The sequence below is a fragment of the Halobacillus sp. Marseille-P3879 genome, assembly GCF_900240285.1.
Taxonomy (GTDB): domain Bacteria; phylum Bacillota; class Bacilli; order Bacillales; family Halobacillaceae; genus Halobacillus_A.
In genome coordinates this window covers 95854-114135 of sequence record NZ_OESS01000002.1, presented here as the reverse complement: position 1 = coordinate 114135, position 18282 = coordinate 95854, and the positions used below count along the sequence as shown (strand labels likewise).

20 protein-coding genes are annotated in these 18282 nt (G+C 39.3%); 6 read left to right on the top strand and 14 right to left on the bottom strand.

Going from position 1 to position 18282, the window contains the following annotated elements; all coding sequences use genetic code 11:
* Positions 1 to 23 precede the first annotated feature (23 nt).
* Entirely contained in the window at positions 24 to 875 is an 852-nt protein-coding gene (locus C1A12_RS08305) for a proline/glycine betaine ABC transporter permease (protein ID WP_101843415.1), read from the bottom strand.
* On the bottom strand, positions 859 to 2061 hold the full coding sequence (locus C1A12_RS08300; RefSeq protein WP_101843414.1) for a glycine betaine/L-proline ABC transporter ATP-binding protein: 1203 nt from the start codon (positions 2059 to 2061) through the stop codon (positions 859 to 861). Before C1A12_RS08300 ends, C1A12_RS08305 begins: the two co-directional genes overlap by 17 nt.
* A 269-nt stretch (positions 2062 to 2330) precedes the next feature.
* Between C1A12_RS08300 and C1A12_RS08295 the strand changes: the two genes are divergently transcribed.
* Both C1A12_RS08295 and C1A12_RS08290 read left to right on the top strand, forming a co-directional pair.
* A complete protein-coding gene (locus C1A12_RS08295) occupies positions 2331 to 2831 on the top strand; it encodes a GbsR/MarR family transcriptional regulator (RefSeq protein WP_101843413.1) in 501 nt (166 codons plus the stop codon).
* A 165-nt stretch (positions 2832 to 2996) separates the two neighbouring features.
* Complete coding sequence (locus C1A12_RS08290; protein ID WP_101843412.1) at positions 2997 to 3575, top strand: HTH-type transcriptional regulator Hpr; 579 nt, start codon at positions 2997 to 2999, stop codon at positions 3573 to 3575.
* A gap of 32 nt (positions 3576 to 3607) precedes the next feature.
* Here the strand turns inward: C1A12_RS08290 and C1A12_RS08285 are convergent, their stop codons facing one another.
* Positions 3608 to 3946, bottom strand: coding sequence for a DUF1878 family protein (locus tag C1A12_RS08285; protein ID WP_101843411.1), 339 nt, complete (start codon positions 3944 to 3946; stop codon positions 3608 to 3610).
* Positions 3947 to 4157: 211 nt separating this feature from the next.
* Between C1A12_RS08285 and C1A12_RS08280 the strand changes: the two genes are divergently transcribed.
* Positions 4158 to 4706: a DUF3267 domain-containing protein gene (locus C1A12_RS08280; protein WP_101843410.1), complete on the top strand. Its 549-nt coding sequence runs from the start codon at positions 4158 to 4160 to the stop codon at positions 4704 to 4706.
* A 340-nt stretch (positions 4707 to 5046) separates the two neighbouring features.
* On the opposite strand, the gene C1A12_RS08270 is transcribed toward C1A12_RS08280, so the two are convergent.
* Positions 5047 to 5130, bottom strand: a complete 84-nt coding sequence (locus tag C1A12_RS08270; protein WP_101844812.1) for a YjcZ family sporulation protein — start codon at positions 5128 to 5130, stop codon at positions 5047 to 5049.
* 265 nt (positions 5131 to 5395) lie between these two features.
* Between C1A12_RS08270 and C1A12_RS08265 the strand changes: the two genes are divergently transcribed.
* Positions 5396 to 6331: a peptidylprolyl isomerase gene (locus C1A12_RS08265; RefSeq protein WP_101844810.1), complete on the top strand. Its 936-nt coding sequence runs from the start codon at positions 5396 to 5398 to the stop codon at positions 6329 to 6331.
* 31 nt (positions 6332 to 6362) lie between these two features.
* Here C1A12_RS08265 and C1A12_RS08260 read toward each other — a convergent pair whose 3' ends face one another.
* The 7 genes from C1A12_RS08260 to C1A12_RS08230 form a co-directional block, all read right to left on the bottom strand.
* On the bottom strand, positions 6363 to 6575 hold the full coding sequence (locus C1A12_RS08260; RefSeq protein ID WP_101843408.1) for a sporulation YhaL family protein: 213 nt from the start codon (positions 6573 to 6575) through the stop codon (positions 6363 to 6365).
* Between the two features lie 69 nt (positions 6576 to 6644).
* A complete protein-coding gene (yhaM, locus tag C1A12_RS08255; RefSeq protein WP_101844808.1) occupies positions 6645 to 7592 on the bottom strand; it encodes a 3'-5' exoribonuclease YhaM in 948 nt (315 codons plus the stop codon).
* 89 nt (positions 7593 to 7681) lie between these two features.
* Positions 7682 to 8251: a GbsR/MarR family transcriptional regulator gene (locus C1A12_RS08250; RefSeq protein WP_101843407.1), complete on the bottom strand. Its 570-nt coding sequence runs from the start codon at positions 8249 to 8251 to the stop codon at positions 7682 to 7684.
* 76 nt (positions 8252 to 8327) lie between these two features.
* The gene (locus C1A12_RS08245) at positions 8328 to 11192 is read right to left on the bottom strand and encodes an AAA family ATPase (protein ID WP_101843406.1); all 2865 of its coding nucleotides are present in this window, start codon (positions 11190 to 11192) and stop codon (positions 8328 to 8330) included.
* Positions 11193 to 12431: a DNA repair exonuclease gene (locus C1A12_RS08240; RefSeq protein ID WP_101843405.1), complete on the bottom strand. Its 1239-nt coding sequence runs from the start codon at positions 12429 to 12431 to the stop codon at positions 11193 to 11195.
* 114 nt (positions 12432 to 12545) lie between these two features.
* Positions 12546 to 13802: an ABC transporter permease gene (locus C1A12_RS08235; protein ID WP_101843404.1), complete on the bottom strand. Its 1257-nt coding sequence runs from the start codon at positions 13800 to 13802 to the stop codon at positions 12546 to 12548.
* Entirely contained in the window at positions 13795 to 14694 is a 900-nt protein-coding gene (locus C1A12_RS08230; RefSeq protein WP_101843403.1) for an ABC transporter ATP-binding protein, read from the bottom strand. Before C1A12_RS08230 ends, C1A12_RS08235 begins: the two co-directional genes overlap by 8 nt.
* 137 nt (positions 14695 to 14831) lie before the next feature.
* Here C1A12_RS08230 and C1A12_RS08225 point away from each other — a divergent pair, with 137 nt between their 5' ends.
* The gene (locus C1A12_RS08225; RefSeq protein WP_101843402.1) at positions 14832 to 15017 is read left to right on the top strand and encodes a YhzD family protein; all 186 of its coding nucleotides are present in this window, start codon (positions 14832 to 14834) and stop codon (positions 15015 to 15017) included.
* Positions 15018 to 15145: 128 nt separating this feature from the next.
* On the opposite strand, the gene C1A12_RS08220 is transcribed toward C1A12_RS08225, so the two are convergent.
* The 3 genes from C1A12_RS08220 to C1A12_RS08210 form a co-directional block, all read right to left on the bottom strand.
* Positions 15146 to 15919: an enoyl-CoA hydratase gene (locus C1A12_RS08220; RefSeq protein WP_101843401.1), complete on the bottom strand. Its 774-nt coding sequence runs from the start codon at positions 15917 to 15919 to the stop codon at positions 15146 to 15148.
* A 186-nt stretch (positions 15920 to 16105) separates the two neighbouring features.
* The gene (locus C1A12_RS08215) at positions 16106 to 16465 is read right to left on the bottom strand and encodes a YlbF family regulator (RefSeq protein WP_101843400.1); all 360 of its coding nucleotides are present in this window, start codon (positions 16463 to 16465) and stop codon (positions 16106 to 16108) included.
* A gap of 87 nt (positions 16466 to 16552) precedes the next feature.
* Entirely contained in the window at positions 16553 to 17689 is a 1137-nt protein-coding gene (locus C1A12_RS08210; RefSeq protein ID WP_101843399.1) for a DUF445 domain-containing protein, read from the bottom strand.
* 169 nt (positions 17690 to 17858) lie between these two features.
* Between C1A12_RS08210 and C1A12_RS21230 the strand changes: the two genes are divergently transcribed.
* Positions 17859 to 18029: a hypothetical protein gene (locus C1A12_RS21230; protein ID WP_200816572.1), complete on the top strand. Its 171-nt coding sequence runs from the start codon at positions 17859 to 17861 to the stop codon at positions 18027 to 18029.
* Positions 18030 to 18282 lie beyond the last annotated feature (253 nt).

Genomic DNA, 18282 nt, shown 5'->3' with positions numbered 1-18282 from the left:
AGAACCGCAAAAGCTCTTAACTATTAAGCTTGATCTCCGCGCTGTGTATTTAAGTTCTGAGCAAATCGGTCAATTATAATCGCTAGAATAACAATACCCAATCCTGCCACAAATCCTGTTCCTACATCAGCACGCTGAAGACCTGTAATTACCGTTTGACCCAGACCTTCCGCACCGATCATAGAAGCGATAACGACCATAGAAAGTGAAAGCATGACCGTTTGGTTAATTCCAGCCATAATCGTCTTTTTAGCCATTGGCAGCTGAACTTTAAACAGCTTTTGTGTACCTGTGGTTCCAAATGCTTCTGCGGCCTCAATCAATTCGTGAGAAACTTGCCTGATCCCTAAATTTGTAAAACGAACAGTTGGAGGGGTAGCAAAAATCACAGAAGCAAACACACCAGGTACCATTCCGATACTAAAAAAAGCGACAGCAGGTATTAAATAAACGAATGCCGGCATTGTCTGCATAAAATCAAGAACAGGAGTAAGAACTTGCTGAACCACCTTACTCTTTGCCATCCAGATCCCAAATGGAACCCCTATAATTACTGAAATTAAGCTTGCAAAAATAACGAGTGTGAAAGTGTTCATTAATTCTTCCCATAATTCCTGGTTTTGAATATACCAGAGTCCTACAATGACAAAGACCGGCAGTCCAAACCTTTTCTTAGAGACAAAAAACGCCAGCACCGCAACAACTGCGATAAACAACCAGATCGGGATGGCCATTAAAACAGTCTCTGCGAAAAATTCAATAAAATCTCCAAAGTCATCTTTTAAAAAATTAAATAACCCACTAAAGGTATTTTTTATCCAATCGGTAGCGTCAGATATCCATTCTGCTACCGGAAGCTTAGGAATTAGTTCCATTTAGATTCACCTCATTTCCTGCTAATGCTGCAATGACAGCACCGCGTACAATAATCCCCAGAAGTTTATTATCTTCTACGACTGCCACAGGGACAGGAGTATCATGAATAATTGTAAATATTTCGTTCATTGAAGTATCTTTTTGCACTTTTGGAACGTCGGTTCGCAGAATAGATTTCAAATCTTTCATTTCCTGCTTAGCTGCCTCAGATACATCCTCAGCCGTCACATAACCATACAGTTTTCGTCTAGCATCGGTTACATAAATACTGGAAAGCCCTTCTTTACGCATTCGTTCAAGAGCCGTACGGGGTCCATGTTTTTCAATATCCACTGTTTCCGGACGTTTCATAATGTTCTCAGCGTTTAACACTTTCGCACGATCTACATCTTCAACAAATTTTTCTACATAATCGTTTGCAGGATTGACCAGAATCTCTTCAGGTGTCCCAATTTGTACAATCCGCCCATCTTTCATAAGAGCTATTCTATCTCCGATGCGCAATGCTTCATCTAAATCATGAGTAATAAATAGAATTGTCTTTTTCATGGATTCCTGTAATTCAAGGAGCTCATCCTGCATTTCCTTACGAATAAGCGGATCTAAGGCAGAAAAAGCCTCGTCCATCAGCAGCACTTCTGGATCATTAGCAAGTGCGCGCGCTAAACCAACACGCTGCTGCATTCCTCCTGATAACTGAGCTGGATACTGATTAATATAGCCGCCTAAACCAACCATTTCCAATGATTCTTTCGCTCTGCTTTTTCTTTCCTCTTTATCCAGCCCCTGAACTTCTAATCCAAACTCAGCATTCTCCAGTATCGTTCGGTGAGGAAATAACCCAAATCTCTGAAAAACCATACTAAGCTTTTGACGTCTTACTTCACGCAAGCTTTTTTTATCCATTTTTGCCAGGTCATTTCCGTCAATAAGTACACTTCCCTCAGTCGGGTCTATTAATCTGTTAATTAATCGAACCAATGTAGATTTACCACTTCCGGAAAGTCCCATAATGACAAATATTTCACCTTCCTCCACATTAAAGGAAGCCCGGTTTACACCGACTGTATTTCCTGTTTTCTGTAATATTTCATCTTTCGATAAGCCTTCATCCAAAAACTTGGTGGCTTTCTTTGGATTTTTCCCAAAGATTTTAGATAAATTATTTACCTCAATAATCGGCAAAGCTTTTCACCTCTTCATTTCTTTCACATTTTTTGGTTTGCGTTCCATTGCACACTCTATACACTGTAACCTATTTGTAACATAAAGTTCAAACCATAAATTCTATTAATTTAGTTTAAAAATAATGTACAGTTTAAACTGTACATAGTATTAAAGCATATTCCTTTTAAATTTCTCGCTATTGCTCCATATTTCGACTGTCTTTTCTATTTTTCTATTTTTTTCATCTATAGTATTGTGTGATTTAGCCAATCGTGAAGGAGGAGCTTATGGAATTACATCCAAGCCAAACACAAGAGAATGTACATATTGCGATCGTCCAAGAATTTTCAAAAACACTTGAGATGTTTGGATTTACCACAGCTGATTCCAGGTTATTTGCAAGTTTATACCTGAAGGGGAAAGCGATGACCCTAGATGAAATGAGTGATTTGCTTGGGAAGAGTAAGACCTCAATCAGTACAGGAATCCGTAACCTTGTCGAGCAGGGGCTAGTCGAGAAAGTGTGGAAAAAAGGGGTTCGTAAAGATTATTACAAGGCTGATGAGCAGCTTTATAAAAAGTTTATGATAACTTATGTACAGCGCTGGATTGAAGCTTCTTACGCTCAAACTCAATCGCTGGAAAGATTAAAGGAAAGTCTTTCCTCCACAAATCAAGAGATCCTGCAGAATCGTCTCAATCAAATGATTGAATTTCATAAACAGATAACTGCTTCTTTTGAAGGAAGTTTTAACGTTTATAAACATTCACCTTTATCAGATAATTAAAAATATTTTTCAAAAATAATATACCAGCACATTAAATCTTGAAAAAAAAATAATATCTACTAAAATAAAGAGTAAGTAACAGTTTTCGAGGACTCTATCATTTCTGCTTTTAGGGAATTCAGAGGTTTTGTAGAATGAAGTTAGAACCTAGAAAAGGTGAGATGTATGAACAATAAAATTTCCAAGCAGGATGCGATTTTTTATAGTCATAAAATGGCCCAGTTATCCAAAGCGTTATGGAAGGCTATTGAGAAGGACTGGCAGGACTGGATAAAGCCTTTTAAACTTAATATAAATGAGCATCATATTCTTTGGATCGCTTATCATTTAAAAGGAGCCAGCATATCCGAGATTTCAAAATATGGCGTGATGCATGTTTCAACGGCTTTTAATTTTTCAAAAAAATTAGAAGAACGGGGACTGCTTCGATTTTCCAAACGTGAGAATGATAAGAGAAACACGTATATCGAATTGACGGAAAAAGGTACAGATTTGCTAGAAGATACGCTGAAGGAATATGACCCCAATGATAATTCTGTATTACGAGGTGTTCTCCCGATGACAGAAATGTACGGTAAACTGCCGGAATTCCTTGACTTGTCCGCACTTATTAAAGAGATCTACGGAGATGAATATATGGAGATTCTTGAGCGGTCCCTCGAAAACATTGAAGACGACAACCATGTGCTTGACGAAAAAACGGAATTAGAAGTCTATAAGACATCAACAAGTCAATCATCTTAAAACTCTCCCCTTCTTACTGTAAGAAGGGGTTTTTATTTATGCCCTGATGTTAAATAAATAAACAGCTCCATCAAGTCACTGTAAAGACCTTCTTGATACATTGCCAGGAATGTTTTTTCTACAGGCAGCTTTAAGCAAAGCATTCCGGCGAAATGAATTAGTAACTGCTCATGATGGACAAATCCCTCCTCTATTTCTTCAAGGTATCTATTGTATAAGTATTCGACAAGTTCCATCGTTTCCTTGTATTCTTTCTCTGTTAAACATTTCTCCACTACTAATTTAGTGAATGGGTACTGATCTAGTAGTGTTAAATTCAGCAGCAATTGCAACCGGAAATGCAAGTCATTTTTTACGTCATCTTTCGACAATCACACTCTCTCCTTCATTCCTTGTAAACATTGATTTCACGCGGTTTGCACCCTCTAAAAAATTCTAAATCTTTTTTTACAGAAAACCTATTGCTTTTTCCCCTAAAACATACTATTATTCATCTAGTGTTTAAAGAAAGCAGCACCACCTATCATACTCGAAATCACACTATTTTTCATAGAAATTTTTACAGCAAAGGGGGATTCTAAGATGAATTGCTGGAAATCAGTAAACATCAATAAAGAATTCGGACTCAACCGTGTATATTTAATGTCTTTTTTAACTGGACTGATGTCCTTCTTAATCCTTTACCTGCCTTTTTCCATTATGCATGGAACTGAGGATGTTAAAGATCATGGATTTCTTCCATTGATGGTCATCTTATTATTCCTGCCTTCCATGCATCGTTTAATGCATATACTGCCTTTATTGTTAACTTATAAAAAAGTGAAAGTGCAGTTTGCTGTGGTCAATCGCATGACACCTACTTTCGCTTATCAATGTAAATCAAAATTATCAAAAAGCACTTCAATTCTTATGGCTCTGGCGCCTACATTTTTTATAACCGCGCCAGCACTTGTAATGAGTTTTGTCTTTCCAGGATATTTTGCATATCTTGTCATTATCGCTTCGGTTAATATTGGGTTGTCCTTTAGTGATTTTCTTTATTTAAATCAATTTGTCAGGGCACCTCGTCAATGTATTATCGAAAATGCAAAAGATGGGTATGATATTCTTATCCGTAATCAGGAAATCTAACAAACACAGTGCTCGTTAGAAGAGCACTGTGTTTTTAATTGAGGTTTTATTCTGTTCAACAGGGGGAATCTTTGGTAGAGTAGTTTCATAGGGAATAAAGGAGGTTTTTACAATCGTTGCAATATTATTTGTTATTTATGGACTTATCGTTCTTTTCACATTTAATTCTCTTACACATTCCTTATGTTTGAAAACTAAGATGTCTAATGAAAAACAATCGCGGGTATTCCGGACAATTAATGTACTCATTACAATCTTATTGATTACTTCCTACGTAGATGTGATCAACCATATGTAATCTACAGGCTATGCAGCAAGCATAGCCTGTTTTTCTTCCATCTTATAGCCAAGCCGCACCTACGATGATGAGTAGAATAAACAATACTACGATTAGCGCAAAGCCTCCACCATATCCGTAACCCATATCTTCACCCCCATGCTTAAGACATAACACATCATATGCCTTTTTCTTATCATTCGAATGGGCAGCCACCTACCCATTTTCCTATTTTTTTAAACCATATAGTACGAAGTAGTTAAAATGTGGTATATTAGTAAATGGACTATACGTAAAACTTTCAGGGATGAGAATTGTATTTTTCGCCATTTGGCCTGATGGTCGAAAGATTTGAAGTTTTATTGTCTGTTCCTTTATAACAACATATGCTTGGGGAGTGTACGAATTGAAAATGAAAAACAAGATACTTACTGTTTTACTTGCCACTGGATTAACGGTCTTAACAGCATGCTCAGATGAAGGTGATTCTGAAGCAGTAGTGGAAACAAATGGTGGAGAAATTACAAAAGAGGAATTCTATGAAGAACTCAAGAAGAATTCCGGAGAAGAAGTCCTGCAGCAGCTTGTTTTAAATGAAGTATTAGAAGATAATTACGAAATATCAGACGAAGACGTAGAGAAAGAGCTCGATGCTTTAAAAGAGCAATATGGTGAACAATTCGATATGGTTCTTCAGCAAAGCGGTTTTTCCGATGAAGATGAGTTTAAAGAAACAATCCGCTTAAGTCTCTTACAGGAACAGGCAGCTGCTGAGAACGTAGATATTTCTGAAGAAGAAATGGAAACATACTATGAGCGTATGAAAACCGAAGTAGAAGCCAGTCACATTCTAGTAGAAGATGAAGAAACGGCAAATGAAGTGAAAGAAAAGCTGGACGGAGGCGAAGATTTTGCAGACCTTGCCAGTGAATACTCTACCGATGGCTCTGCTGAGCAGGGAGGAGAACTTGGATTCTTCGGACCTGGTGCAATGGACGCTGACTTTGAGGAAGCAGCCTATAACTTAGAGGTAGATGAAGTAAGCGATCCAGTTGAAACACAGTTTGGCTATCACATTATAAAAGTAACGGACAAGCGTGAGGTAGAAGATGTGGAATCATACGAGGACGCTAAAGACGAAATAAAACGTACCCTTGTCAGTCAGAAAGTAGATCAGCAGGAGCTCCAAAGTCAAATGAATCAGTTGCTGCAAGATGCAGAGATTGATGTAAAAATAGAGGAATATGAAGACTTATTCGAACAACCTGAAGCACCTGTAGAAGATCCTGAACAATCAGAGGAAAATACAGAGGAAGATAGTGAAGATAACGAAAATAGTGAAGAATAAATCATAACACAGACGAGCAAGGTAGGTTACACTACCTTGCTCGTTGTCTTACGTTAGAATCAACTTTTTGTTTCTCTCTTTGTTGTTTCTCTTCTTCCATTCTGTTTAAGTATACTTTGCCTTCTTTCTCTATAAATTGCTGCTCTAGCTTTTGCTCCGCTCTCATCGCCCTGTAAGCCATAATTCCACTTACAAAGATCAATATAATACAAAAGAACACCCACACCGGAAGTCCTACAATCATGCCGCTTCCTCCCTGTCCACTCATTTTACTATCAGTTTATGAACAAGCAGTAGTAGATATGCCGGGTAATTATGACTCTTCAAACACTGGTTTATAAAACGCACGTTGATCCAGCGCATAGATACGCTCTGTAAAATCTCCAGGCTTCACTTTATTTAATGCGCGATTCAGCATATTCATCTGGGCATCAATCATATCAATTTGATGTAACAGCTCAGCTTCCCGTACTAATGGCGGCTTAGGGCTTCCCCATTCTGCTTTCCCATGATGGCTCAAAATCATGTGCTGAAGGATAGTTATCTCTTCACCCTCAATTTGCAATTCATCAGCAGCACTTTTTATTTCCTCCACCATCATCGGAATATGACCAATTAACTTCCCTTCTAATGTGTAAGCAGGAGAAGTCGCGTTAGATAGTTCTTTGATTTTACCTAAATCATGTAAAATAATACCTGCATACAACAGGTCAGCATTAATTTCCGGATACAGCTGTTTTAACTGTTGAGCAATGTTAAGCATAGATACAATATGATGAGCCAGGCCTGACACATAATCATGGTGATTTCTCACCGCGGCCGGATAAGTGAGCAAGTCATCTTGATATTTTTTCACAAAGTGACGAGTAACCCGTTGAATATTAGGGTTTTTCATTTCAAATATAACCTCTGTTACTTTTTCCATGAGTACTTCTTTGTTTACCGGAGCTTTTTCTACAAAATCTGAAACTTCAACTCCATCTGTAGTTTGTACAGGTCTAATACTTTGTATTTTCAGCTGAGGTCGGTTTCTAAACTGTCCGACTTCCCCTGCTACCTTTACAAGCTCGCCTTGAGTAAACAAAGCTTCATCTTCAGGAGTAGCCTCCCAAAGCTTGGCATCTATTTCTCCTGATTTATCCGTTAACAGCATGGATAAAAATGGTTTTCCATTACTTGCGACACCTTTTATAGACTTTTTTATAAGTAAGAAATGATCAAAGGTTTCTCCGATTTGAAAGTTCGAAATCCCTTTATTCATAAAAAACACTCCCTTTCCCTTGTAAAAAAAGACCGTTCCTTCTTCACCTCCGGTCATGGACAGGAAACGAATACAGGAACAGTCTTTTGTCATTCACTTCTCTTGCTTTTTTTATGCTGAATCTTAGGTACGTACTCAAATATTTCACCTGATTCAACAACATAAATGAAGCGCATCAGCCAACGGTAATAATCCTGGGCATACTCCAGCCGGTCGATATCTACTTCAATCTTATCTATTAACGTTTGATCATTTGTCTGCTCCTTTAGTTTTTGCAGCTCATAAATGGCCTCATCAGCTTCTTCAATATTCGTTTCAGTGTGGTGCCTCCAGCGGCTGCCAAATAATGAAGTGAACGATTTATACCAGTCTTCTTCTGATTTATATAAATCCTTTCGTACTCCTTTTTTAAAGGAAGGCTCTACCATTTTCATATCGGAGAGAGCACGTACTCCTGTGGACATACTTGTTTTGCTCATTTCCAAAGCTTCACGCATGTCATCCAGAGTCATGGGGTCTTCCGCGAAATAAAGCACACCATACAAACGACCAATGGATGGGGTAACCCCATAGAGATTCATATTTTTTGCAATAACTTGAATAAATTGTTCGATTGTATTTTGATATTTTTCCCAGTCTTTATTTTGATTTTCCGGCAAAGGGTCCACCCTCCATTCACTCGATCGTGATTTAATCTTAAAACATTTTATCATTAATAGGATAGATTTGCGACCACTATCCGCTAGAGAGTTGAAGTGAGGTTACACTCTCAGCATCAAGATAAGTGAGCACGTCTTCTCTCCATGTAAACAATAGAACCTGATTGCTTGTGGAAAGCTCCTTGAGAATATGCAGCATAGTAGTAAGCCTCTCCGCGTCAAAGTTGACAAAAGCATCGTCTACAAGAAAAGGGACGCTAAACTCCTCGGAGAGGGTTTTTGCTAAAGCTAGTCGCAAAGAAACATACAGTTGATCGGCTGTCCCTCGTGACAATTCCTCCGTAGTAAAATAAAATCCATTTTCATTTTTTACGATTAATTGCTGCTGCAGCCCATCAAAATGAAGCGATTCATACCTGCCGTGAGTAGTCTTAGTAAAGAAAGCTTCAGCGGTAACTAGAACATTAGGTAAGTATTGATTTTGGTACATTTCTTTAGTTTTCGTAAGCAAATCAAGCGCTATTTTGAAGCTTGCCCATTGCTTAGCCTTTTCACGAAATTCATTTTTTTCTAAAAGTAGTTGATGATTCAGCTGGGAAAGCTCATCTGAACTCTCCAATTTATTAATTTGATGCTCGTAATTGGCTTTTTCCTGCTGGAATTCTCTCTCCTGCTCCTGCCACTCGTTAACTTCCCTTTCTAATTGTTCCAATTGAAAGGCGATTTCAGTTTCTGTCGGTGGGGAATTCCATACTTGAAACTTTTCCTGCTCTGCAGGAGTAAGAAGTACTTCAATTTGCTTTTTCAATTGTAATTTCTGCTCTTTCTTCTTCTGCTCCTCATCATAATGATCGAGCTGCTCATAAAAATCCGAAATATTTATTGCCCCTGCCGCTTCAATTAGTTGATTTCTTTCCTGCAGAAGGGGGCGGATTTTCCCTTCAAGAAGCTCTTCCTTTTCATTAAGACTTCTAATTTCTTCACTAATCTTTTTGTACTCTTCTTTTAACTGAATTTGTTTATTAGCAACTTCTTTAATATGATTAAGCTGCTCAAGAATACTCCGTTCACTATGTTCCCAGTTTTGCTCGGCGAAAAACCTGTTTACGTCTTCTTTAATCTGCTGCATCTCAGCCTCTGCTTTATCTTTTGCTATACTCGATTTCACAATTTCATGCTGCTTGTCTTGTAACTGCTTTAGTAAATGATAAAGCTTTTCCCAATGTGCCAGCTTTAGAGACTGTAGAAACGGATAATGCTGAAGCTGTTCCTCCATCTTCTGTTCAAAACTATTTATTTTTCGTTCAAGCTGGTTTTCCTGCTCCTGGAGAATATGTTTCTTCTGGGCATGTTCCTTTTGCAGTTCTTGTAAGTAGACAGCTTCCCCCTTAGCTTGTTCATATTGCTGCAGCTGCTGTCTTGCTTGAGTATACATTTCTTTCGTAATCTTGAATTCAGGCTGATTTTTCCCGGGATATTCTTTTTTGTCCATAATCAGCAGTCCTGCAGCTGTAAAAACCACTATAATGACGGGCATGACCTGTGCTGTTTCCAATGACAGGAATATGCCTCCTAAAAGGGCAATTGAAGCGAGAAGGTACGTTCGCTTAGAATTACTGGATGTTTTTTCTTCACCGTGCTGTGAATGAATATAACGGTCAATAAGTTCTGAGTGCTCAACTGCCTGCTGTTCACTGATTATTCCTTTACGCAAATTGTGAAGCTGTTGATTCGTCTGTTCTTCCTGACGCTGCAATGCATCTTTGTCCCTGCATAGCTGTTCTTCTTCCCGATCAATTTGTTGGCGTTCTTCTTTTAAGGATTTCCAGGTGTCTTCAAGGTAAAAAGGAAATTCAAAATTTTTGAGTTCTTCCTTGTCGATGGCTAGATCCAGCCTTTTCATTTCTTGATCAATCTCTTCATTCAGTTTCTGAATGTGGCGCTCAAGTCTGCTGTCTTCCTGCTCAGATCTTTGATAAACGGATTCCTTATCTATGATCAGTTGAAGATCCTGTTCATAAACAGGAACCAGCTCCGTATCTATTTTATTCAATCGTTCTCTTTTACTACTAAGGTTTTCCTGTACTGCCTTCAATTCGCTCTGTAGAGGCAGCAGCTGTTCCTGATACTCCTGCATTCTTGGCCGCGCCCGTGGAGGCATCGACCATTCAGCCTCATCAATGATAAGCTGATGATAAGTTTGTACAGCGGGGATCGCTTTATTTAATTGCAGATAGCTATAGTATAGACGGCTTTGGTTGTCCCTTTCCTTTCCTGCATCTTCAATTTTTTGATCAAGGCTTGTCAGCTTTTCTTTAATTAACTGATACTCTCCTACTTCCTTTTCTGCGCGGTTTCTTTTTGCTTCTAGTTCTTCAATAGAGGTCAACTTTTGATTAAGTGAAGGATTTCTCCCTTTTGGCTTAAATTGTTCGTTCAGCTGTTTATCCAGGTTTTTCTCCGCTTGATAAATTTGATCAGATCCGGTCAGTCCTACATTTAATAAGACTTCTCCAAGTTCCTCTCCTGTAAGTCGTTGAAGCTGATTTAAATCATCTGCATTAAAGCTGTAAATGGATTGATAAACAGATTTCGACAAGCCACCCAGCAGTTTTTTTAAGAAAGCTTCACCTTTTTTCTCACCATTAGAAAGCCAGCAAATCGCTTCCCCTTGATTACGATCATCCACGCGTTCTATGGTAACTTCCCCATCTGTGGTATGAACTGTTATCCTGCCGCCAACGGTCCCCCCCGTTTTAGGTTGATAAAATGCTCTTTGCTTCGGAGGCAGTCCAAATAAAACGAATAAGATAAAGTGCTGCAGCGTTGATTTTCCAGCTTCATTTGCTCCGGCAATTATATTCAGCTCTGTTTTGGAAAAAGAAAGTGAATAGTTTTTCCATTTTCCAAAACCATAAATCTCTAATGATAACAGCTTCATTTACTCGTTCCCCCGCGTTATAATTTGTTGCAGCATCATCTCTTTTGCTGATTCCAATACCTCTTCCTTTTCCTCTTCCGTTAAGTGATCCAGCCATCTTGAGGCTCTGCGATGGGAGTAAAGCGGGTCAATCGACTGCTGAAACTGTTCCGGTGTCAAGTCTTCCAGGTTTCTTAAGAATTCGCCCGCAAAATGGGTACTATTCTTCAGCTCTTCTTCATCCCAATCCGGGACATCTTCAACCGTAACCTCATCTATCCATATCCACTTACCTTCTAAAGGCTCTCTTTCATTTATAAGTTCTATCCATTCCTGAATAACCCCTTTGCTCTTCCATTTTTTCAACCTACCGTGACTACTTTTAAGGGTAAGCTTAAGAAGAGCTGGAGATGAAAAACTGCGTTTAGCTTTAGCTTCTTCTATTACATCTTCAAGCTGTTGAGGATGTTCAATATGATAACAAGAGGCTTCCACACTCTCATATGTAAAACTGTGCAGGGGAAGAAACCGCCATGTGAATTGCTCATCCTTCCATTCTACAAGGTAACACCCCTTTTCCCCACTTTCTTTGTGGGAACGGCCTTGAATGTTTCCCGGGTAGATTACAGGCGGACTATAGGATAGGATTTGACTTTTATGAATATGTCCTAATGCCCAGTAGTCCATTGGTGAATGATACAAATCATTCATGGAGAACGGAGCATAGACATCGTGGTCTGTTTGCGTTTCCAGACTTCCGTGAAGCATTGCTATATGAAAAGGAGAGTTTCCTTCTTTATGATAAAAAGAAACCATTTTATCTGAAACTGCTTTTTCCTCGTAGCTAAACCCATAAATTTGTGCAATAACCTCACCTTCTCGACAAAACGGAATGGATTCCACCACTTGCTTATCGAAAATATGAACATTTTCAGGATAAGATATCGGATAGTGAGCTCCAGCTAAATAATCGTGGTTACCATAACTCATATAAACTTGAATTCCATACTGATTAAGCCGGAAAAAACCTTCTCTCAGTTTTACTTGTGCCTTTAAACTTCTTGTTTCTTCATTGAACAGATCCCCTGCCAATAGTACAAAATCCACTCGATGGTGAATTGCTTGCTGAATCAACCTTTCATAGGCCTCAAACGTTGAGGAGCGAAGTTTTTCCTTTAAATGTTCAGGAAAATGACTTCTTCCTTTAAACGGGCTGTCCAAATGCAGATCAGCACTATGTATAAATTTAAGTGTAGTCATATAATCTCCCCTTTGCCCTTATAGTTTAGCACGGATATAAGAGGCCTGAACATTGTCAAAGGCTTACCTTTGAATTATAAATCCCCTCCTGTTAATACAGAAGGGGAGAAAGGTTTAATTTTCTTTTTTTGATAGCTGTATTGCTTGTTTTATGTCTTTTATGGAAGAAGACTTTCCATACATAAGAACTCCGCCTTTATAAATTCTTGCCCCTATTAACGCAAGAAGAATGATCGAGCCCGCAAGTACACCAATCGATAAAGCGATTTCCCATGCAGGTATATCGAGCATCCCAACCCGCAGAAACATTATTAACGGGGAGAAAAAAGGAATATAAGAAGTAATTGTAATAAACGACGTATCAGGTGCATTCAGCCCAAATACGGAAATAAAGAAAGCAATGATAATCAAATAAATCATTGGTGCAATCATCTGCTGGGCATCCTCCAGCCGACTGACGAGAGATCCAAGGGTCGCGGCTAATGTAGCATATAAAAAATACCCCAGAATAAAAAATACGATGCCATATCCAATCACGTCCAGTTGAATATCACTTAAACCAAAACTATCCAGTAAAGAACCTTCTCCGCCATTTTGCAGTATACCAATATATCCTGCACCCAGGATTAAGGAGAATTGTAACAATCCAAGTAAGGCAATTCCGGTTATTTTAGCAAACATTTGTGACACAGGAGAGACGCTGGAGATTAATATTTCCATTACTCTGCTGGACTTCTCAGTTGCCACCTCTGTTGCAATCATGCTGCCATACATCATAACAGTTAAATAAAGGAGAAAAAGCATAACGTATACAAGACCCTGGGTTTGCTGCATCTCTTCAGGAGTATGCGCCTCTTCTCCTAAAGCAACGGTTTCATAGGCTGCAGGCGAGTTAATTGCTTCAATGGCTGCCTGATCAACTTCTGCTTGATCAGCAGCAACATTCATTTTAACTTGCTGAAGTGCCTGTTGAATAGTTTCACTGGTGGAAGGGACAGATTGCTCCCCGACGTACTCTGTTGCCGCCGGCATGCCTGCATCATCCTTCTCAATTTCTAAAGCCGAGTCTAACTCTCCTGCTTCTACCTCTTCTCTGGCCTCTTCAATTGATTGGCCTTGTTCCACTTCGAAAGGTCCGGCTGAACTAAGCTGTTCTTCAAATAATGGGATCCATCCTTCTTCTTCACTAACGACACTTATTTCTGTCGTGTTATTCCCATCTTCTTCCCCGCTTTCAAAAGCCTCCATGATCGATTGAATATTAGTTAATAGGAGAATCAAAGCTAATGTAATTACGGTTGAAATGACAAATGACTTAGATTTCACCCTGGATTTAAAGGTCTGCACCACCATTATTAAAAATTTATTCATAAGAAGCCCCTACCTTTTCAATAAATATGTCGTTTAAAGAAGGTTCTTCGAGGTCAAAGGTGCGCACAAATCCTTTTCCAGTAATCTCTTTAAATATCACTTGAGATACCTTTTCATTTTCCACTTGAAGTTCACAACTGTCCCCATACCTTTTAAATTTAGTTACTCCGGGGATCTCCTTTAAGTAATCCAAATCAAAGTCTGCGCTTACCCGCACATTCTTCTTTCCGAAAGAACGTTTTATTTCTTTTAGACCACCATGTAATACAGGTTTTCCATGGTGTAAAATACACAGATTCTCACACAGCTCTTCTACATGCTCCATCCTGTGAGAGGAAAAGACAATCGAGGTTCCGGCATTTTTTAATTCCACTACAGCCTCTTTAAGCATCTCCACATTAACAGGATCAAGGCCGGAGAATGGCTCATCTAAAATAAGCAGCTTCGGCTTATGTAACACCGCCGATATAAACTGGATCTTTTGCTGATTCCCTTTAGAAAGATCCTCCACTTTTCTCTTTTTATAATCAGGTACTTTAAACTTCTCAAGCCAGAATTCAAGCTCCCTCAAAGCATCTGAGCGATTCATCCCCCTCAACCTCGCTAAGTAGACAAGCTGATCAACTACTTTCATTTTTGGATATAGGCCGCGTTCCTCAGGGAGGTATCCAATTAAATGGCTTTGGCCATAGCCAATCATCCCATTATTCCAGGTGATTTCTCCCCCTGATTCCTCGATTAATCCGAGAATCATCCGAAATGTTGTTGTTTTGCCGGCACCGTTAGCTCCTAAAAAACCAAAAATTTGTTTCTCGGGTATTTCCAGCGATAATTGGTCGACAGCTGTAAATCCTCCAAACTGTTTACTTACATTATGTAATTTTAAAGTCACGCGCTTTTCCCCTTTCTATCAATATATACGAGCTGAATGGAAAAAAGTTTCTGTTTTTTAAAGTATGAAGCAGGAAATTGACACCTTCATGCCTAATGTATAAAATGAGTCACCATTCACCTTAGGAGGTTTCTTCAATGAAAAAATACTATCTTACGGTTTTTGAGAAAAATGGGAATAATATTCTTGACGAGTCATTTGAAGCTGAAAATGACGCAGAAGCCAGGAAAATCGGGTCAAAAAAATTAAAAGAAAAAGGTTATGCTGAATATACTCATCGATGCGCGGCCCCTGAAGGCCATCTTATTCTTTTTCACCGATAATAGAACCCTCCCATGTCAGGAATCCGTGCCACGAGTTTTTCACTATTAATTCAAAACAGAAGAGCGGCTTCAAGTATTAAAATGGTTTAGTCAGCAAAAAAGCCGCGTTTAAACAAATACGCGGCTTTTTACTTCCCATTAAACTGCGGACTGCGTTTTTCTAAAAAGGCCTTTACTCCTTCCCGATGGTCAGCTGTCTGCTTCAGTTTCCACTGAGACTGTCTTTCGTTTGCCAGGTATTGACGAAGCTGATCAATCCCGTACTGATGATAAATGCTTTTGGTAGCAATCATTGATTGAAGGGGCTTGCGGCTCCACTTCTCTGCCAGCAGCTTTGCTTCCTCATGAATATTTCCTTCATACACTAAATCAATTAATTGAAAGTCAAACGCTTCTTTTGCCCTAAGCTGCTCGCCCTGCCAGGCAAACTGCTTTGCGCGATGGGTTCCGAGCCTTTGTTCCAGGAAGAAGTGTCCCCCTCCATCAGGAGCTAAACCAATTCCAATAAAATTCATAGAAAGTTTAGCATTTGCTTCAGCAATAAGATAGTCAGCAGATAAAGCAATACTAAGACCAAGACCTACCACAGGACCATGCAGGGCAGCAATCACTATTTTCGACATTGTATAAAATCCAGTTACAATGGCCTCAATCTTATCCATTACCTGATCATAGACCTCTGGACTGCTCACATCCTGCATCATTGAGACATCTCCACCGGCACAAAATCCGTCTCCGGCGCCTGACAGGATAACAATGCTGGATTGGTCGTCCTGTTTCAGCTCTTCCACAACTTCTGCGAATTCTCCCAGCATGTCTACATGCAACGCATTGTATTTTTCGCCGCGAGCAAGTGTTAAATAGGCTATCGGACCTTCTCTTTCAACAGTAAAAAATTCCATACGTATCCCCTTTCATACTGCATATTACAAATTTCGCCAGAAGAAGCTGTTTTTCCTGCTTAACTGACAAATTATTTTTGCTTCCATTTTACGGTGGGGGTGAAAAAGGAGCAACAAACGATGCGAACAGAACCATATTCAAATGAAAAAAGAAAAAGCTGCCCTAAAAAGGCAGCTTTCGAAAAATTACTGTTGTGGTTCTTCTGGATTACCATAAAGCTCTTCAAGCGGCTTTGTGATAATCTTGCTTATATCGTTAATAACAGTGTTTAAACGCTGTTCTTCTTCCATAAGCTTGGAAATTTGCGGGTGCTGCTGAACAAGTTCAACCACCTGGCGGGCTTTCTCTACTTCTTCTTCAGAAATTTCCTCACCCTGCATCTGCTTTTGTTGAAGAGTCATTTGAGTCTGACGAAAATCTTCAAACATTTTCTTAGCAGCTTCATCGTTCATTACTGCTTCATAAGCATCCTTTAATCCATTAAATTCGTCACTGTTACGAATTGCTTTTTCAAGATCATATGCGTGATCGTAAATATTAGCCATAAGTTAGTTGTACCTCCTAAGAATGTTGAGTATTGAACTCCTTCCTCACTATAACAAACATGTTTGTCCATGTATAGGAATTGACGGCTATCCAAGAAAAAGAACGAGGATTCCTTGTAATAATCCTATTATCCCGCCCAGGAGAGCCCCCAGGTAAGTAATCATTTTAAATTCTTTTCTGGAAATATCGAGCACCATTGTTTCTAAACGGCTCACATTAAAGGACTCCACCTGTTCCTGTACGATCTCAGCTAAATGCATAGATTCCATCATCTTTTCAATCTTTGAAGCAAGGAAATGTGTCCCTTTAGGAATGAAGGCAGGAATTAAGTCAAGAATAACTTTTGTTTGGAAAGGCTTTGTCCATTCAGCCACGGATTGATTTAACCATTTTTCTAGTGGGAGTGCTTTCGTAACAGCCTGTCCCAGTCCATTAGTAATCCTCTGTCTTCCGATTTTTTCCTCAAAATAACCTAATGGTTGATCAAGCACGTGGTGCAGCTCCTTATGCAGCATAGACCCCAGCCATTCCTTAGTTTCCCCTGCTGTTACATAGCGGATAATCACTGGGTGAACACGGTCAATCACACGGTCGGAACCCATAAATGATTGAATCATACTTCCTAAAAAACCTTGTTTCTCTAAGTAATCATCAATCAGCTCCCCAACCTTTTCTTTCCCTTCTCTGCTCTTTAAAAATTGGTGAACTTTTTGCTGGATGTAACCAGCAAGTTGATCCGCACCCTCTTTTGCCCGGTGCTGCCACTCTTCAGGAAAAACATCCTTTACCTTTTGCTTCCTCATGTCTTCCATTACTCCGCTGTACCTTCGTTCTACCCACTCGGCCAGCGCATTCTCCATATTCTCTCTGCTCATACCTAATTCAAGTGACTTAAACAGCTGATTCAGCGATTGATCACTGTTTAAAGCTTTCTCTACTTCCCTTTGGGCAAAGGTCGTAAGCTGATTTTCAAATTCCTGACCTTTAATTTTTTTCTTGATCCCTTCGGCAGTTAACAAATGATTAACAACCATTTTTCCAAGCTGTCTGGCTAACTCTTCTTGACGTTTCGGGATCACACCAGGGGTGAAAGGAAGTCTGTAACGTCCCATATATACTGCTTTATAAGGTCTAAATAGCATTTTAATTGCCAGTGAATTCGTAACTCCGCCGATGGCAGCTCCAATTAAAATCATAAATAATATTAACAATACGGCATTCATGATGAACCCTCACTTCACTCTTAACTTTGTCCCATTATAGAGGAATATCTAAAGCTTCGCTACTCTCAAAACCCACAGCTCATCTGGGGATTATAAAATCGACGAACCAATTATTAGCAAATAACGTGTCTGCTTAAATGGGAACACTATTACTATAGGAGGTGAGCATTTGAAGGAAAAAAAGCAAATAGCATATGAGGGTAAAGAGAAGTTTGAACTTGATGTAGACAGAATGATTAATGAAGGTATGGGCGGAGGTCGTCCCCAGTCGGCCTACGGTCGCGAGCAATTTGGTGAAGTTCATCCCATTCCTGCACAGAACAAAAAAGAAGGTCAATAGAAGAAGATGAGACATCAGTCCAGCAATGACAGCAAAAAACGAACAATAAAAATTGAATAATATATACGCAAATCATTAAATCATTAGAGTAGTCAACAGGCGCAGACTCCAGTGGGAACAGCGGCAAGTCGAAGATCCTGCAGGAAAGCGCTCTTTGCTTTTTCGGGGAAGGCTTAAGGCCGTACACATTGAAGGGTTTTGACGGAGCGATGGTCAAAATTCTTTCTTGCCAAATAAATAATCCGAACTGTTT

Excerpts from the sequence above, each read along its gene's own strand:
- C1A12_RS08215 (WP_101843400.1), bottom strand. The coding sequence starts at position 16,465 with ATGGCTAATATTTACGATCACGCATATGATCTTGAAAAAGCAATTCGT.
- C1A12_RS08235 (WP_101843404.1), bottom strand. The coding sequence starts at position 13,802 with ATGAATAAATTTTTAATAATGGTGGTGCAGACCTTTAAATCCAGGGTG.
- C1A12_RS08270 (WP_101844812.1), bottom strand. The coding sequence starts at position 5,130 with ATGGGTTACGGATATGGTGGAGGCTTTGCGCTAATCGTAGTATTGTTT.
- C1A12_RS08305 (WP_101843415.1), bottom strand. The coding sequence starts at position 875 with ATGGAACTAATTCCTAAGCTTCCGGTAGCAGAATGGATATCTGACGCT.
- C1A12_RS08260 (WP_101843408.1), bottom strand. The coding sequence starts at position 6,575 with ATGATTGTAGGACTTCCGGTGTGGGTGTTCTTTTGTATTATATTGATC.
- C1A12_RS08225 (WP_101843402.1), top strand. The coding sequence starts at position 14,832 with ATGAAAAAATACTATCTTACGGTTTTTGAGAAAAATGGGAATAATATT.
- yhaM (WP_101844808.1), bottom strand. The coding sequence starts at position 7,592 with ATGAATAAAGGGATTTCGAACTTTCAAATCGGAGAAACCTTTGATCAT.
- C1A12_RS08220 (WP_101843401.1), bottom strand. The coding sequence starts at position 15,919 with ATGGAATTTTTTACTGTTGAAAGAGAAGGTCCGATAGCCTATTTAACA.
- C1A12_RS08210 (WP_101843399.1), bottom strand. The coding sequence starts at position 17,689 with ATGAATGCCGTATTGTTAATATTATTTATGATTTTAATTGGAGCTGCC.
- C1A12_RS08290 (WP_101843412.1), top strand. The coding sequence starts at position 2,997 with ATGAACAATAAAATTTCCAAGCAGGATGCGATTTTTTATAGTCATAAA.
- C1A12_RS08240 (WP_101843405.1), bottom strand. The coding sequence starts at position 12,431 with ATGACTACACTTAAATTTATACATAGTGCTGATCTGCATTTGGACAGC.
- C1A12_RS08280 (WP_101843410.1), top strand. The coding sequence starts at position 4,158 with ATGAATTGCTGGAAATCAGTAAACATCAATAAAGAATTCGGACTCAAC.
- C1A12_RS08265 (WP_101844810.1), top strand. The coding sequence starts at position 5,396 with ATGAAAAACAAGATACTTACTGTTTTACTTGCCACTGGATTAACGGTC.
- C1A12_RS08295 (WP_101843413.1), top strand. The coding sequence starts at position 2,331 with ATGGAATTACATCCAAGCCAAACACAAGAGAATGTACATATTGCGATC.
- C1A12_RS08245 (WP_101843406.1), bottom strand. The coding sequence starts at position 11,192 with ATGAAGCTGTTATCATTAGAGATTTATGGTTTTGGAAAATGGAAAAAC.